The organism is Geodermatophilus obscurus, assembly GCF_900143215.1.
In the GTDB taxonomy this organism is placed as follows: domain Bacteria; phylum Actinomycetota; class Actinomycetes; order Mycobacteriales; family Geodermatophilaceae; genus Geodermatophilus; species Geodermatophilus obscurus_A.
The window spans coordinates 134023-149317 of sequence record NZ_FRDM01000002.1; the positions used below are offsets into that span (position 1 = coordinate 134023).

The following is a 15295-nucleotide window of genomic DNA, read 5'->3' on the forward strand; positions in this document are numbered from 1 at the left end:
GACCCGGCCCCCGTGCAGGGTCCTGCAACGGTGGGGGGCAAGGGGTCCGTTCTCTAGACTCTCGCCCGATGACGACGGGGAGGTGGCGGGCGGCGCTCGCCGTCCTCGCGCTCGTCGCCGGCGCGGCGGCCGTGCTGACCAACACGGCGCTCTTCCCGCTCTACTCCCTCAACCGCGACGACTCCGTCTACGTCGCCATGGCCCGGCTGCTCGAGGCCGGCACGGTGACCCTCCCCGCCGACCACGACGCGTTCCGGCCCTGGGCCTCGGCGGTGGTCGGTGACCGGATCGTGCTGAAGTACACGCCGCCCTGGCCGGCCGTGATCGCGGCCGGCGACCTGCTCAGCGGCTCGCCACGGGCGGCCCTGGCGGTCAGCGCGGCGGCCGCGGCGGCGCACGTCGCGCTGCTGGCCGCCGAGGTGCTGCGCGACCGCGCCGTCGCGCTCACCGCCGGCGGGCTGTTCGCGCTGTCGCCGGTGGTCGTCGTGCAGAGCGGCACGTACCTGCCCTACCTGTTCTCCCTGGCGCTGGGCCTGGGCGCCGCCGTCCTGCTGCTGTCGGGGACGCGGCTGGGCTCGACCCCCCGGCTGGTCGCGGCCGGCGTGGTGGCCGGCGTCGCCGCCTTCGCCCGGCCCTTCGACGCGCTGCTGACCGTGGCGCCGTTCGCACTCGCCGCCCTGCTCGCGCGGGAGCGTGGCGGGCTGTCCCGGCTCGGCGTCGTCCTCCGGGTCGCGGCCGGAGCGCTGCCGGTGCTGGCGCTGACGCTGGTCTACAACGCCGTCGTCGTCGGCGGCCCGTTCCGGCTGCCGTTCACCGTCACCGGCCCGCAGGACACCTTCGGCTTCGGCGACCGCGGCGTCTTCCCGCAGTACACGGTGCACTTCACCGCCGCGGACGGGCTGGCCGGCCTGCTCGCCAACGCCGTCGCGACGCCCGGCTGGGTCGCCGGCGGGGTGCTGCTCGTGGCGCTGGCCGTCCTCGGCCTGGCTCGGACGCGCGGCGCCGCGCGGTGGGCGGTCGCGGCGCTGGCCGTCGTCGTGCCGCTGGGCTACCTGCCGTTCTGGGGCCCCTGGGCGATCAGCGCGCAGTGGGAGGGCCTGGAGCTGTTCGGCCCCTTCTACTGGCTGCCGGTGGTGGTCCCGCTGGCCGTGTTCGGCGCCGCCGGCCTGGTGCGGGTGGCGCGACGGGGGCGGACGCCGGCCGCCGTCCTCCTGGTGGCGATGGTCGTGCTGACCGCGCTCGCCGTGCCCGGCCCCGTGGCCGGGAACCGGGCGGTGACCGCGGAGTACCGGGCGGTGCAGCAGGTGGTCGAGGACGCCGGCCTCGACGACGCGCTGCTGTTCCTGCCGGAGCGGGGCGACCTGGGCTTCGAGAGCGACACGCCGTTCCTGCAGAACGACCCGGCACTGCGGCAGCCGGTGCTCTACGCCGAGCAGCGCGGCGCGGCCGACCTCGCACTGGCCGCGCGGTTCCCGGGCCGCTCGCTGCACCGGTTGTCGGGGGACGACGACGGCCCGCCGGTCGTGGAGCCGCTCCGGGTGGACGCCGGCCCGCAGGTCACCCTCCGGTCGAGGTCGACGCCGCGTCCGGGCGCCGTCGCCTACCTGCGGGTCGGGGACCGCACGTACGAGCAGCCGCTGGGCCCCACCGGGGAGGTGACCTGGACCGTCGCCGCGCCCGGCGCGGCGGCCGGCCCCGGGGCCGTGGTGCTGGCCGACGACGGCGTGCTCGCGGTGGGCCTGGCGGCCCGGTCCCCGGGGGACGACGGCCCCGGCGACCGTTGGGAGCGGCGGATCGCCCACCGCACCGTGGACGGCGGGGCGCGGGTGGAGCTGCTGCGGCCGGGACAGGCCTGGGTACGCACCGACGGCGGCGGCTGGGTGCCCGACGCGGCCGGCGGCCCGGTCGACGAACTGGGTTAGGCCAACCGCCGCTCCAGCCAGTCGAGGACGCGCTCCCCGCGCAGGCCCACCGCGAGCGGCTCGCAGTGGCCGTCCGCGCCCTCCTCGGCGGTGAAGCGCACGAGGTCCCTGGGGCTGGTCAGCATGTCGTACAGCCGCCGGGACTGCCCCGGCCAGAACTGCTCGTGGTCGGGGTCGGTGACCAGCACCGGGCAGGTGATCCGTCCGACGACGTCCCCGCTCAAGGTGTAGGCGCGGGCGGCGGTGAAGAAGTCGAACGGCGAGGTGGTGCCGTAGGGCCGCATCCGCCACGTCATCATCGCCTGGACGCGCGGGGACAGCCGCCATCCCAGCGCCATCTCCTTGTCGAAGACCTCCCGATCGCCGGTGTCGAGCAGCCGCACGAGGTGGTGCGGCAGGTGGCCGAGCATCGCCGCGGACACGTCCACCACGCCCGGGTCGGCGACGGCGGCGGTCACGCGGTGCTCGAAGGCCACGGCGCGCGGCACCCAGTAGCCGGCCTGGCTGACGCCGACCAGGACCAGTCGGCGCGGGTCGACGTCGGAACGGGCGAGCAGGGCGTCGACGACCGGGGTGACGACGTGCTCCCAGTCGGGCCGGAAGGGCAGCCCCTGGCGGACGAGGGCGGCGTTCTGCCCGGGGCCGTCGAAGGTCATCGCGTTCCACCCGCGGGCCAGGGCGGCGGAGATGCCGCGCACCCAGGCGCCGACGACCGAGCCGTCGCTGCCGTTGTTGTAGACCAGCGTGCGCCGCGGCTCGTCCGCCGCGCCGGAGCGGAACAGGTAGCCGGGCAGGGTGGTGCCCTCGTACGGGACCTCGAGGCGCTCGACGGCGAGGTCGGTCGCGTCGACGAACGCGTCCCAGGCCCGGCGGTGCCGCTCCCAGACCGCGGCGAACAGGCCCTCCTCGTCCGTGCGGTCGGCCGCTCCCGCCGCGGTGGCGAGGTAGTTGGCCGCGCGGAGGGACCGGGCCGCGACCGAGGCGGAGCTGCCCTCCTCGGCCAGGAGCCGCTCGGCGGTGGCGGTCCACTCGTCGACCCAGGACCGGCCCCGGCCGTCGTGGATCCGGTCGACGGTGCTGAGCACCTCGCCGACGTCCGCGGCCCCGGCGAACACCCCGCCGAGGACGTTGCGGGTGGCGAAGTCGAAGTCCTCGTCCTGGAACAGCCGGCGCACGACGGTCACCTCCCGGATGGGTGCGACGACCATCCCGTGCGCGGCGGCCGGGCGGCCCCGGCCGGTGCCGCCCGGTGCCAGGGGCGTGCGGGTCGTTCCGCGCCGCGAGCGGACCAACCGGTTCCGTGACGCCGCTCGACGGGGTTCCCGGGCGCGACGCGGACCGGGAGCATGGCGCGGTGACCGGACTGGCCGCGGCGCTCGCGCTCCTGGCCGCCGTCCTGTTCGCCGTCGCCTCGGCGGTGCAGCAGCGGTCGGCCGCCGACGTCCCGGACGCCGACGCCCGCGGCGCACGGCTGGTGCTGGCGCTGGCCCGGAACCCGCGGTGGTGGGCCGGGACGCTCAGCGACACCGCCGGGTTCGCCGCGCAGGCGGCGGCGCTCGGCCTGGGCTCGCTGCTGCTGGTCCAGCCGCTGCTGGTCACCACCCTGCTGGTCGCGCTGCCGCTCGGCGCCCGCTGGGGCGGCCGGCGGCTGCACCGGTCGGACTGGGTGTGGGCGGCGCTGCTCGTGCTCGCGCTGGCCGTGTTCGCGGTGGTGGGGGAGCCGACGGCGGGCGTCGACCGGGCCGGCTGGCGGTCGTGGCTGCCGGCGTGGATCGTCCTCGGCCTGCTCGTCGGCGGCTGCCTGGCCGGCGCGGCGGTCCGCCGGGGGACGGCGCGGGCGGTGCTGCTCGCCGTCGCGGCGGGTGTGGCCTACGGGGTGGGGGCGGCGCTGACCAAGGGCGTGGTGAGCCGGCTGGACGACGGGCTGCTCGCGCTGCTGACCGGCTGGGAGACCTGGCTGCTCGCCGTCGCGCTGGCCGGCGGCACGCTGCTGCAGCAGTCGGCCTACCAGGCCGGCGCCCTGGAGGCGTCACTGCCGGCGGTGACCGTGGGGGAGCCGGTGGTCGCGGTCGCGCTGGGCATGGGGGTGCTGGGGGAGCGGCTGCAGGCCGACGGCGCGGAGTGGGCGCTCATCGGCGTCCTCGTCGTCGTGATGGCCGCCGCGACGGTCGCGCTGGCCCGCGCCGCGGCCCGGGACGGCGCCCTCGTCCCTGCCGGATGACGGTGGACGAGGGCGTTGAGACCGGCCCGAGTGATGTGCGGCCCTACGCGTCCCGGTAGCGCACGGCCGCGTCCAGCCTGTCCTCCAGCATCTCCGGTGTGACCCGGCGTCCGGGCCACGTGGGGTACCCGGTGCCCGGGACCGCGTAGGGCTGGACGTAGGCCGCGGTGTCGCGCTGGTAGCGCCAGCCCTCGGACAGCGGGCCGACGTCGTAGGCGTCGTAGCCGATCGAGTCGAGGAACCCGGCCACCGTCTGCTTGGCCGCCTCGTCGTCGCCGGCGATGGCGAGCACGGAGCGCTCGGGGTGACCTGCGGGGCGCTGCAGGCTGCCGAGGTGGCTGACGTAGATGTTGTTGAAGGCCTTCACGACGCGCGACTGCGGGAGGTGTGCCTGGAGCAGTTCGCTGGTCGTCGTGGACTCGTCGTCGAGCTCGGCGACGTGCCCGTCGCGCTCGGGGTAGTAGTTGTTCGTGTCGATGACGACCTTGCCGCGCAGCGGCTCGACCGGCACCTGGCGGTAGGCCTTCAGCGGGACGGTCACCACGACGATGTCGCCGGCCGCGGCTGCCTCGGCTGCGGTGGCCGCTCGTGCCCGCGGTCCGAGCTCGTCCACGAGGTCGGTGAGGGTCTCCGGTCCGCGACTGTTGCTGAGGACCACGTCGTGGCCGGCGGCGACCGCGAGCCGGGCGACGGTGCTGCCGATGTTCCCACTGCCGATGAGTCCGATGGTCGCCACGTACGCCGCAAGCCGGTCACGGGCAGAGCCATTCCCGGTGCGGCGTCCTGCACCTCGTTCCCACCTGGGCTCTGGACACTTGTGACGGACACCTGTGACGCGTCCGGCCACAGCGGCCTGCAGGCGGCTGTACGGACACCAGGAGGGGCGGCCCCGCCGCCCACTGTCTTGGAACGACGGGGCCTGACCGCTGCAGCTCCCGCGGAAGCCGTGGCGGCTGCTCGTGAGTCTCCGGGGGTTCTGGATCCTGGGCGACTCGGTGGGTGCCGGGGCTTGGTCAGCTCCCCGGTGCCGGTGGGCTCACCGGTGGGGATGTTCGCCGGTGCGGACCAGGTGTTCGGCGACCGCGCGCAGCTTGCGGTTCGTCTTCATCGACATCCGGGCCAGGACCTGGAACGCCTGGTCCGCGGTGAGCTTGTGGCGCGCCATCAGGATGCCTTTGGCCTGGTCGATGACGCCCCGCGTCTCCAGGGCGGTCTGCAGGTTGGCGGCCCTGTCCATGGCACCCCGGTAGGCGTACAGGTTGCCGGCGGCGACCGCAGCGTAGGGAGCGAACCTCGCGGCCGCCGAGCGGCTGTCCTCGTCGAAAGCGTGCGGCTCGCGGGCGTAGATGTTCAGCCCGCCGGCGACCTGCTCGTCCTCATCGATGACCAGCGGGACGGACAGGGAGCTGAGGGCGCCGCGCTCGGCCGCCCGCGGCATGTAGTCCGGCCACCGGCTGTCGGTGCGGGTGTCGCCGATCTCGATCAGCTCGCCGGTGCGGGCGGCGTGCAGGCACGGGCCGTGCCCGCGGTCGTACTGCGACTCGTCCAGGTCGGTGGCCAGTCGACCGGTAGAGGCCACCGTGCTCGGGGCATCCTTCACCAGCAGCGACACCGACACCTCGGTGCGACCCGGCATCACCGTCTTGGTCAGGTCGGCCACGATCTGCAGCAGCGCCTCCATCGACAGGTCGCGCAAGGACAACTGTCCCAGGCGCTCCAGCACCTCGGCCGCCTTCGCGGAATGTGAGTTCTGGCTGCTGACCACGTCTCGGCCTCCGGTTCACTGATACCGGGGGATGGGTGACCTCGGCCGCGGACCCCGATCTGGGGGCCGTGCGCGGGCACGCCGACTGGGTGACGCGCCGTCGACGCCGAGCCATCCCGACGTCGCACCTGACGCTACTCGCGTCGGCGGCCCTCCGGGCCCTGGCGATGTCCCCGACTGGGCCGCCGAGGGTCAGACCCGGTGGTCGTCGGCTCGCACGGGTTGGTCGGGCGGCGAGGGGTGGCGGGCAACCCGGACGCCCGCACCGCTGGATCGGTCCCGCAGGCTCACACGGGCCACGAGCGTGGGCGAGGACATCCGTTGGCCGGGTCTTGGCACCTGCTCCGACACGCACCACGGCTGTGCGTGGCCCCAGTGGGACGCCACCGACTCCGCGTTCTCGATGTCGAGCTCCAGGCCCCGCTCCACGCGACCCGAAGGACGACGGACGGGCCGAGGTTGCTCACCGTGGGGGCCGGGCCCTACGACCGCAGACAGGTCTCGTCCGGCGCACTACGGTTCCTCCCCTCGGACGAAGCGAGGACAGTTCGCGAAGGGAACAGCGATGACGGGCAACGGCCCCGTCCCCTTCGGAGGTGCGGCACTCGGCCTGGGGTCGGTGACCGTCCCCCCACTCGCAGCGCACCGACCCGGCCGAGTCCTCACTCGTCGCGGGCCGCGACATGAGACGCGCAGCTTGCCGCACAGCCCGACAGATGGCTGAGGAGACCTGTCATGGGAGAAGCGCGGGAGATCACGGACCGCCTCCTGGACGCCTACATCGCCGGTGACCGCGATGCCCTCGTTCGGCTGTACGCAACGGACGCCGTCGCCGAGACCCCCGACGCACCTCGCATCGAGGGCGGCACGGCGATCGCCGACTACCTCATGGCGGTAAGACGCGCGTTCCCCGATGCCGGCCGGGAGTCCACGACCAGGTACGAGAGCGGCGACACCGCGATCGACGAGGGCTTCTTCGTCGGCACCCACACCGAGGCCCTGATCACAGCTGAAGGCCTCGAAGTGCCACCTACGGGCAGAAGCGTGCGTCTACGCGAATGCAACATCGTGACCGTCAAGGACGGCATGGCCGTCTCGCACCGCCAGTACTTCGATCAGCTGGACCTCATGTCCCAGCTGGGACTGGTGGAGCCCGGAGGGGACACGGGTTCGTCACGAGACGCCCCGTCGACGGACACGTCACGTTGACGGCCGACTGATCGAGGCTGGGACCGGGACCCGTCAGTAGCAGCTCCACGGGTGTCCCGTGGTGGGCCGCTCCGGGACACCTCGCCTGCCACACTCCGCAGGTGCGCCGTGCGGATGAGCCGGACGATCGACGGACCCTGGAACGACGTGCTCTGACCGAGTGGCCGGAGCAGGCCGGTGCCCAGGTCCGGTCGGTGGCCGTTGCCGGCGACCGCGCCGAGGTCACTCTCACCGTCAACGGTCACCACGACTACTGGGTGTACTACCGGCGGGGCAGAGTCGGTCGGGAGGAACGGGTGTCCGGCAACGGACCCACGCTCGGCTGGGAGGACCCGAGCGCCATCGGGTGGTGAGTCGTTGCGCCCGAGTCACTCCCGTGCGAGGTGTCCCCACGTGGGCCGCTACCGGGCAACCCGGCACCTGGCACCTGGCACCTGGCATCTGGCACCTGGCACCTGTGCCGACGCCGTCGGCGCGTCAGGAGTGGGGGCCGTGCCGGCCGAGCGTCTCCACGGGGGTCGCGCCGGGGCGGGTCCACTGCGGCACGGGGCGGCTGGTCGGGCCCCAGGTGGGGTCCCCGTCCGCGTCCGAGCGCCAGTACCAGCACGCGTGGCGTCCCTCGGGCCAGCCCTCGGGCTTGTCCTCCCACGCCTCGCCGCGGCCGTAGGGCGTCCTGTCGAGCAGACCGAAGGACCCGGCGACCGGCTCGTTGCCACGGCCCGTCGTGGAGTAGGTGAGGAATGCGCGGGCGCCGTCGCGCAGGAAGCAGGTGAGGCAGCCCATGCTGTCGCCGACCGGCGCGTCCACGTCGCGCACCGAGTACCAGGGCTGGGTGTAGCCCATGAACTCGACGTAGGCGGCCACCTCGTCCCACCGGCCCGTGGTCAGGACGGCGAACGAGACGCCGCGGGCATTGAGGTAGACGGCGTCCTTCAGCTGCCAGGTCGTCATGGTGCAGCCCTCGCACTGCCCCTGGTGCGGCGCGCCGTCGTACCACATGTGCTTGTACACCAGGAGCTCCTCGCGACCCTGGAACAGGCCCAGGAACGGGACCGGGCCGTCGGGTCCGACGACCTCGACCGTCCCGTCGAACTCCACCATCGGCAGCCGGCGGCGGGCCGCGGCGAGGGCGTCGCCCTCACGGGTGTGGGCTTTCTCGCGGACCAGGAGCTCGTTCCGGGCAGCTTGCCAGGTGGCCAGGTCGACGATGGGCGGGCGGCCGGGCAGCGCGGTGGCCGGGTTCCTCGACGTGGTCGTCATGGTGTCCTCCGGGGCGTCTCGTGCCGGGCAGGCGTCGTACGACGTCCTGCGACGGTGCTGCGACGGTTGCCAGAACAGACCCGCGACCCGGCCGGAACTCATCGCGGCAGGGAGGGGCACCCCCGGCCGAGCCCGCGCGAGATCACGAGGGCAGCACGCAGAACTCGTTGCCGTCGGGATCGGCCAACACCACCTCGTCGACCTCGCCCTGGCCGATGTCGATCCGGGTCGCCCCGAGCGCGACGAGGCGGTCGACCTCCGTCTGCTGATCACCGGGGACAGCGGGAGCGAGGTCGAGGTGCAGCCGGTTCTTCCCCGTCTTCGGCATCAGCGGCGGACCGCCCCAGGTGATCTTCGGACCGCCGTGCGGGGAGCGGATCGCGGTCTCCTGGTCCTGGTCCCAGACCAACGGCCAGCCCAGCGCATCGCGCCAGAAGTACCCGGCCTGCTGCGAACCGTCGCACGCGAGCGCTCCGACGAACCCGCAGTCGGCGAGGAACTGGTTGCCCGGCTCGATGACGCAGAACTCGTTGCCCTCGGGGTCGGCGAGCACCACGTGCCGCTCCTCGGGGCGTTGACCGACGTCGATGTGCCGGGCGCCCAGCGCCAGCGACCTCGCCACGGTCTGCTGCTGGTCCTCCGGGGAGGTGCTCGTCAGGTCGAGGTGCATGCGGTTCTGGCCGGCCTTCGGCTCCCGGGTCGGGAGGAACCGGACCCGGAACCCGGTGTCGTCGTCCGGCAGCAGCGCGATGCCGCCGGAGGGGTCGTCGGCCGTCTCCCAGCCCAGGACGCCCGCCCAGAAGCCCGCGAGGCGGCCCGGGTCGTTCGCGTGGAAGCTGAGCGCGACGAGGCGGGCGGACATCCCTCTCCCGTTCTCCGATCCGATGGCTCACGGCCGCAGGCAGGGCACGTCCGCATCGCCCGCGAGGAGAGCGACGCTAGGGCGCTCGGGGACCGGGACGCAACGCACCCGGGTCACCCGCGACCCGGCGGTGGCGTCCGTGCCCGAGCCATCCGACGGGGACGGTCAGCCTGCGCTGCGTGCCACGACCGCTGCGGCGACGACGAGGTCCTGCCACGACATCCCGACGCTCTTGAAGACCAGCGGACGGTCGGCGGGCACGGCGACCGCGCCGGTCAGGACGTCCCGCACCGGCACCAGGTCGACCGCGGTCAGCGCGCCCTCGGTGATGGCCAGCACCACGTCCCCGGCCTCGCGCAGGGCGGTGGCGACGTCCTCCACCACCACGGTCGCGCGACCGAGCAGCGCTGCGTCGAGTTCACGGGCGTCGGGCTCGTGCGAGCCGACGGCGACCACCACGACGGCGTCGCGCAGCAGGGCGGAGTCGAACACCGGCGACCGTGCCGAGGTCGCGCAGACGACGACGTCGGCCGCCCGCAGCGCCTCGTCGGCCCGCGGCGATCCGAGCTCGACCGCGTCGAGCGGGGTCCGGGACGGGTCGCGCACCAGGTACGTGACGTCCTCGAGCGGGCGGACGGCGGCCAGCGTGGCGACGTGGCCGGTGGCCTGCGGGCCGGCGCCGACCACCGCGACCCGCAGCGGACGGTCCGGCAGCCGGTCGAGGACGGCGGCGACCGAGACCGCCGGCGTGCGCAGCGTGGTCAGCGCGGTCCCGTCGAGCACCGCGCGCAGCGCGAGGGTCTCCCGGTCGAACAGCAGGTACGCGGCCTGGATGCGGGGCAGCCCGCGGGCCGGGTTGCCCGGGGCGACGGTCACGACCTTCACCCCGGCCGCGGCCGGGACCTCCGACGGCATCAGCAGGAACTGACCCCGCGACAGGCCGACGGAGACGCGCGGCGGGTCGGCGGCCGGGTCGACCTCGCCGCGCAGTGCGTCGGTGACGGCCCGGACCGCCGCGGCGGGTCCGAGCGCGGCGACGGCGTCCGCGTCGAGGAACCTCACTGCGGCAGGCACGCGATCGGCGAGGGCGGCACGGGAGCACCCTGCCACCCGGGTCGAGCGCCCCTCACCCCGTCGTGGCCGGCGTGGCCCGGCGCCGGCGCTCCAGCAGGGCGAAGACGAACGGCGGCAGCGACAGCACCACGGTCGCCAGCGCGAGCAGCAGCACGTAGACCACCGGGTTGCCGGTCTGCAGCTGGTCCGGGGGCACGAAACCGAGCAGGAACGAGACCACGCAGCCGACCAGGCCCACCCCGCCGACCAGCCAGACGCCGGGCAGCCCACCGGGGATGCGGTAGAGGCGGGGGACGTCGGGCTGGGTGTACCGCAGCCGGATGACCGAGGCGAACACCAGCGCGTACATCACCACGATCACCTGCGCGGTGACCGCCGAGAGCATCCAGTACGAGGTGCTCACGCTGGGCACCAGCGCGAACAGCAGCGCGAACACCGAGCCGGCGACGGCCTGCACGACCAGCAGCGCCACCGGGACGTCGTTGCGGTTGACCCGACCCAGCCGCGCCGGAGCCAGACCCTCGCGGGCGACCGCGCCGACCCCCTTCGCCGGCCCCAGCACCCACGGGGTCAGGTGCGCGACGCCGCCCAGCGCGACGACGACGGCCAGCGGGACGAGCAGCCAGCCGATCTCCAGCCGGTCCAGCACGCTGGAGAACAGCTCCATCGTCCCGGACACCAGGCTGATCTCCCGCTGCGGCACCACGAAGGCCATGAACAGCGAGCCGAGCACGGAGAAGGCGACGGTGACGGCGACGGCCAGCGCGATCGCCCGGGGCACGGTGCGGCCGGGGTCGGCGGTCTCCCGGGCGTGGAAGCCGGCCATCTCCATGCCGGTGAACAGCAGGATGACCCCGCCGAGGAACGCCACGTTGCCGAGCGAGAGGTCGGGCACGAGCGCCCCGGCGGAGAACGGGATCTCCGAGCGGTCGCCGCGCAGCAGGAACGCCGCGCCGAGGGCGACGACGAGCACGGCCGGGAGGATGGAGCCCGCGACCGTGCCGACGGCGCCGATCACCGACGACGTCCGCACCCCGCCCAGCGCGGCGGCCGTGGTGCCCCAGAAGACGACCAGCATGACCGTGACCAGGAAGAACCGGTCGTCCGCCAGCGCCGGGTCGAACGCGTAGGCCAGCGAGGCGGCGATGAACGACAGCACGGTGGGGAACCAGGCGACGTTCTCGGCGTAGTCGCACCACACCGCCAGCGCCCCGGTCCGGCCGCCGAACGCCTCCTTGACCCAGGCGTAGACGCCACCCTCCTTCGGCCAGGCGGTGCCCAGCTCGGCAGCGGCCATCGAGACCGGCACCAGGAAGACGCCGATCGACAGCGCGAACAGCGCGAGCATCGACCAGCCGTACTCGGCCATGACCGGCAGGTTCCGGGCGCTGACGATCGACGCGATGTTGACCATGGCCAGCGACAGGACGCCCAGGCGGACCCCGCCGCCCGGCCGGGTCACGCCGCCGACCGCCGCTCCGGCGCCGAGGGCGCGGGCACGCCGCCGACGGCCTTGGGCACCAGCAGCTCGCCGAGCCCGGGCAGCGCGAGGAAGCCCTCCGCGCCGGCGTAGCGCAGGCCCACCCGCGGCAGGTCGGCGCGGTGCCGGTAGGCGAGCACGCGGGGCAGCCACTCGGGCTCGAACTTGGCGTTGAAGTCGTGCAGCGACCTGATCTGGAAGAACGGGTTGAGCGCCCCGACCGCCCAGCGGGCCGCGCGCTGGGCGGCGGTGAACGGGACGTCGTCGGCGAACAGCCGCCCCCACATCGCGAAGTTCATCGACAGCCGGGCCACGCCGCGGGCGCCCAGCGCGGTCGCGGTGGAGGCGATGAGGAACTCGGTCATCCCGTTCGGCGCGTCGGGGTCGTGGCGCATCAGGTCCAGCGTGTAGCCGAACGACGGCCCGTAGGCGGGCACCAGGCGCAGGAAGCCACCGGGCCTGCCGTCGGCGTCCTCCGCGACGCACAGCAGGAAGCCGGGGTCGGCGCCGGCGCCGCGCACGTCCTGGGACAGCGACATGGTGAAGCCGCGCTCGGGGTGCTTGCCGCGCCAGCGGGCGCTGATCGCGTTGAGCTGGTCCACCAGCGCCGGCGGGGCGTCGGCCTCGGCGATCAGCCGGAAGCGGTTGCTGCGCCCCACCCGCCGGACGGCGGCCCGCAGCCCCTTGCGGCCCGGCCCCTCGAGGGTGAACCGGCGGCAGTCGATGACGGCCTCGTCACCCAGGTAGAACGCGCTGAACCCGCGCGAGGAGTAGAGCGGCATGCTCGCCTCGCGCGCGGCCAGCAGGGCCGGCGTCCAGGCCCGCTCGTCGCACATCGCGAGGAACTCGTCGAGCACCTGCGGTACGGACTCGCGGGCCCCGATCGGGTCGCCGGAGACCAGCGCGTAGCCGCCGAGGTAGGTGTAGGCGAGGAAGGCCTCGCCGTCCCGGGAGAAGAAGAACGTCTTGTCGTCGCGCAGGGCGAAGTAGGCGAGGGTGTCCCAGCCGTAGGTGTGCACCAGCCGCTCGGCGTGCGCCCAGTCGTCCTCGGTGTGCGGCCGGCGGGCGGCGGCCAGCGGGCGGAACAGCAGCACCGCCAGGGCGACCAGGCCGACCACGCCGAGCGCGAGCAGCGCCGCGGGGTAGAAGGCCGCGAAGAACCGGGAGCCGTAGGTGTAGGGGCCGTCGAGGCCGACCAGCCCGGCGAGCACGGTCTGCAGCGCGCCGCCGAGGGTGAGCGGCGGGTCGATCCGCCCGCGTTCGGCCCACAGCGCGAACAGGCCGAACAGCAGCACTCCGGCCAGGTAGAGCGGGACGAACCGCAGCAGGCGCAGCAGGGACGGCGGATCGGCCGGCGCACGGAACGCCGACCGGTACCGCACCAGCCCGGCGAGCAGCGCGAGGCACAGCGCCACGGCGACCGGGTGCGGCCCCTTGACCACGTGCGCGACCGCCCCGACGGCGAACAGGACCGCTGCCACCCGCCAGGCCAGTGCCTTGCGCCGGGCCAGCTGGTCGGACAACAGCAGGAGCAGCAGCCCGATCACGACCGACGCGACCGCGCCGCTCACCGGCACCCACAGCGGCCCGAACGCCGCGCCCCGGCCGACGAGCCGTTCGTGCACCACCGGCAGCGCGGTGAGCAGCTGCAGCACGCCGGACAGCGCGGTCAGGCCGGCGAGCACCTGCACGGCCGTCGGGTGCGTGCGTGCCGCCGGCGGGGGTGCCGGGACCGGGCCGGACGAGGGCGCCATGGCGGGCAGCGCGACGACCGAGCCGGCCGCCGTCCCTGCGCCGTCCGGGCCGGCCGTGCTGCCGGCGGGGAGCGGGGTCGGGGCGACCAGCGGGCGCACCGCGCCGTCCGGGCCGGTACCGGGGACCTCGGGGCGCAGCGTCGGGAACAGGATCACCTCGCGGATCGAGTCGACGCCGGCCAGCAGCATGACCAGCCGGTCGATGCCGATGCCCAGCCCGCCGGTGCAGGGCATCCCGCACTCGAGCGCGCGGACGTAGTCGAGGTCGACGTCCCCGGCCTCCGGGTCGCCGTGCGACTTGGCGCGGGCCTCGGCCTCGAACGCGGCGAGCTGCTCGACCGGGTCGTTCTGCTCGGAGTAGGCGTTGCACAGCTCGAAGCCGGCGACGATCAGCTCGAAGCGCTCGACGTAGGCGGGGTCGTCGCGGTGCACCCGGGCCAGCGGTGAGACCTCCCGCGGGTAGTCGACGCAGAACACCGGCCCCACGATCGAGTGCTGCACCTTCTCGTCGTAGACCTCCTTCATCAGCCGCCCGGCGCCCCACGAGGCCTCGTAGGGGATGCCCAGCCGGTCGAGCACCGCGCGGGCGTCGTCGATCGGCATGGCGGGGTGCATGGGAGCGCCGGTGGCCTCGGCGATCATGTCGGCGAACCGCTTGCGCGGCCACGGCGTCGCGGCCAGGTCGATGCTCTGACCCGCGTAGTGCACCGTGAGGTCCTCGCCGAGGGCCGCCCGCGCCGCGGCGGTGATCAGCCCCTCGGTCAGCGCCATCATGTCGGTGATGTCGCCGAAGGCCTGGTAGGCCTCCAGCAGCGTGAACTCGGGGTTGTGCCGGGTGTCGACGCCCTCGTTGCGGAACACCCGGCCGATCTCGAACACCCGCTCCAGACCGCCGACGATCAGCCGCTTGAGGTGCAGCTCGAGGGCGATCCGCAGGTAGAGGTCGAGGTCCAGGGCGTTGGAGTGGGTGACGAACGGCCGCGCGCTGGCCCCGCCCTGGATGGTCTGCAGCACCGGCCCCTCGACCTCGGTGAAGTCGAGGTCCTCCAGGTGCCGGCGGATCGCCCGCACCGCCGCGTGCCGGATGCGGAAGACCTGCCGGGTGCGCTCGTTGACCTCCAGGTCGACGTAGCGCTGCCGGTAGCGGGTCTCCACGTCGGTCAGGCCGGCGTGCTCGGGCGGCGGCGCGCGCAGCGCCTTGCCCAGGACGGCGAAGTCCTCGACGCAGACCGACAGCTCGCCGGTCCGGGTGGTCATCACGGTGCCCTCGGCGCCGACCCAGTCGCCGCGGTCGACGTCGTCGAACTCGGCGTGCCGGTCCGCGCCGAGGACCGAGCTGTCGACGTAGAGCTGGATCGCGCCGGTGCGGTCGCGCAGCGTGGCGAAGGTCAGCCAGCCCTGCCGGCGGATCAGCTCGACCCGGCCGGCGACCCGCACGCGGTCCGTCGTCCGCACGTCGGGGGCCAGGTCGGGGTGGTCCGCGCGGATGCCGGCGGCGGTGGCGTCCGGTGGCCAGCGGTAGGGGTAGGCGGCGGTGCCCCGGGCGCGCAGGGCCTCCAGCTTGGCCAGCCGGTGCGCGCGCTGTCCGGCGCTCCGCCCGGCGACGTCGGTCTCGCTGACCACCGGGCCATGATGGGGAGGCCCCCGGCCCGCGTGACCCCCTCGGCGACTGCGGGTGCCCAGCCCGTGGGCGTGTCCGGTGGGTCGCTGCGCTCAGGGCGGGCGGTCATCGCTGCGCGTGCGTCCGA

Annotated in this window: 12 protein-coding genes; 4 read left to right on the top strand and 8 right to left on the bottom strand. The window is 74.5% G+C overall.

The window, feature by feature from the left end; translation table 11 throughout:
* The first annotated feature begins 68 nt into the window (after positions 1 to 68).
* Entirely contained in the window at positions 69 to 1922 is a 1854-nt protein-coding gene (locus tag BUB17_RS26565) for a hypothetical protein (protein WP_072913052.1), read from the top strand.
* Here the strand turns inward: BUB17_RS26565 and BUB17_RS03005 are convergent.
* Positions 1919 to 3130, bottom strand: coding sequence for an alpha/beta hydrolase family protein (locus BUB17_RS03005; protein WP_072913708.1), 1212 nt, complete (start codon positions 3128 to 3130; stop codon positions 1919 to 1921). The genes BUB17_RS26565 and BUB17_RS03005 overlap by 4 nt on opposite strands.
* A 146-nt stretch (positions 3131 to 3276) precedes the next feature.
* Here BUB17_RS03005 and BUB17_RS03010 point away from each other — a divergent pair, with 146 nt between their 5' ends.
* On the top strand, positions 3277 to 4143 hold the full coding sequence (locus BUB17_RS03010; protein WP_072913710.1) for a DMT family transporter: 867 nt from the start codon (positions 3277 to 3279) through the stop codon (positions 4141 to 4143).
* Positions 4144 to 4186: 43 nt separating this feature from the next.
* On the opposite strand, the gene BUB17_RS03015 is transcribed toward BUB17_RS03010, so the two are convergent.
* Both BUB17_RS03015 and BUB17_RS03020 read right to left on the bottom strand, forming a co-directional pair.
* On the bottom strand, positions 4187 to 4879 hold the full coding sequence (locus BUB17_RS03015) for an NADPH-dependent F420 reductase (protein WP_072913055.1): 693 nt from the start codon (positions 4877 to 4879) through the stop codon (positions 4187 to 4189).
* A 300-nt stretch (positions 4880 to 5179) separates the two neighbouring features.
* Positions 5180 to 5824: an ANTAR domain-containing protein gene (locus tag BUB17_RS03020; protein WP_432416375.1), complete on the bottom strand. Its 645-nt coding sequence runs from the start codon at positions 5822 to 5824 to the stop codon at positions 5180 to 5182.
* A gap of 819 nt (positions 5825 to 6643) precedes the next feature.
* Between BUB17_RS03020 and BUB17_RS03030 the strand changes: the two genes are divergently transcribed.
* A complete protein-coding gene (locus BUB17_RS03030) occupies positions 6644 to 7117 on the top strand; it encodes an ester cyclase (protein ID WP_072913064.1) in 474 nt (157 codons plus the stop codon).
* 101 nt (positions 7118 to 7218) lie between these two features.
* On the top strand, positions 7219 to 7470 hold the full coding sequence (locus BUB17_RS03035) for a hypothetical protein (RefSeq protein WP_072913067.1): 252 nt from the start codon (positions 7219 to 7221) through the stop codon (positions 7468 to 7470).
* 124 nt (positions 7471 to 7594) lie between these two features.
* On the opposite strand, the gene BUB17_RS03040 is transcribed toward BUB17_RS03035, so the two are convergent.
* The 5 genes from BUB17_RS03040 to lysS form a co-directional block, all read right to left on the bottom strand.
* Positions 7595 to 8377: a DUF899 family protein gene (locus BUB17_RS03040; RefSeq protein WP_072913070.1), complete on the bottom strand. Its 783-nt coding sequence runs from the start codon at positions 8375 to 8377 to the stop codon at positions 7595 to 7597.
* Positions 8378 to 8519: 142 nt separating this feature from the next.
* Positions 8520 to 9239 carry a VOC family protein gene (locus tag BUB17_RS03045; protein WP_072913073.1) on the bottom strand — a complete coding sequence of 240 codons (720 nt, stop codon included), beginning with the start codon at positions 9237 to 9239 and terminating at the stop codon, positions 8520 to 8522.
* A 165-nt stretch (positions 9240 to 9404) separates the two neighbouring features.
* Positions 9405 to 10301, bottom strand: a complete 897-nt coding sequence (locus BUB17_RS03050; protein WP_072913076.1) for an ornithine cyclodeaminase family protein — start codon at positions 10299 to 10301, stop codon at positions 9405 to 9407.
* A 64-nt stretch (positions 10302 to 10365) separates the two neighbouring features.
* Positions 10366 to 11775 carry an APC family permease gene (locus BUB17_RS03055; protein ID WP_083605975.1) on the bottom strand — a complete coding sequence of 470 codons (1410 nt, stop codon included), beginning with the start codon at positions 11773 to 11775 and terminating at the stop codon, positions 10366 to 10368.
* Complete coding sequence (gene lysS / locus BUB17_RS03060; RefSeq protein WP_072913099.1) at positions 11772 to 15170, bottom strand: lysine--tRNA ligase; 3399 nt, start codon at positions 15168 to 15170, stop codon at positions 11772 to 11774. Before lysS ends, BUB17_RS03055 begins: the two co-directional genes overlap by 4 nt.
* Positions 15171 to 15295 lie beyond the last annotated feature (125 nt).

Bases quoted from the DNA above. Each gene is read 5' to 3' on its own strand.
- BUB17_RS26565 (WP_072913052.1), top strand. From the start codon at position 69: ATGACGACGGGGAGGTGGCGGGCGGCGCTCGCCGTCCTCGCGCTCGTC.
- BUB17_RS03005 (WP_072913708.1), bottom strand. From the start codon at position 3,130: ATGGTCGTCGCACCCATCCGGGAGGTGACCGTCGTGCGCCGGCTGTTC.
- BUB17_RS03020 (WP_432416375.1), bottom strand. From the start codon at position 5,824: ATGGAGGCGCTGCTGCAGATCGTGGCCGACCTGACCAAGACGGTGATG.
- BUB17_RS03030 (WP_072913064.1), top strand. From the start codon at position 6,644: ATGGGAGAAGCGCGGGAGATCACGGACCGCCTCCTGGACGCCTACATC.
- BUB17_RS03040 (WP_072913070.1), bottom strand. From the start codon at position 8,377: ATGACGACCACGTCGAGGAACCCGGCCACCGCGCTGCCCGGCCGCCCG.
- BUB17_RS03045 (WP_072913073.1), bottom strand. From the start codon at position 9,239: ATGTCCGCCCGCCTCGTCGCGCTCAGCTTCCACGCGAACGACCCGGGC.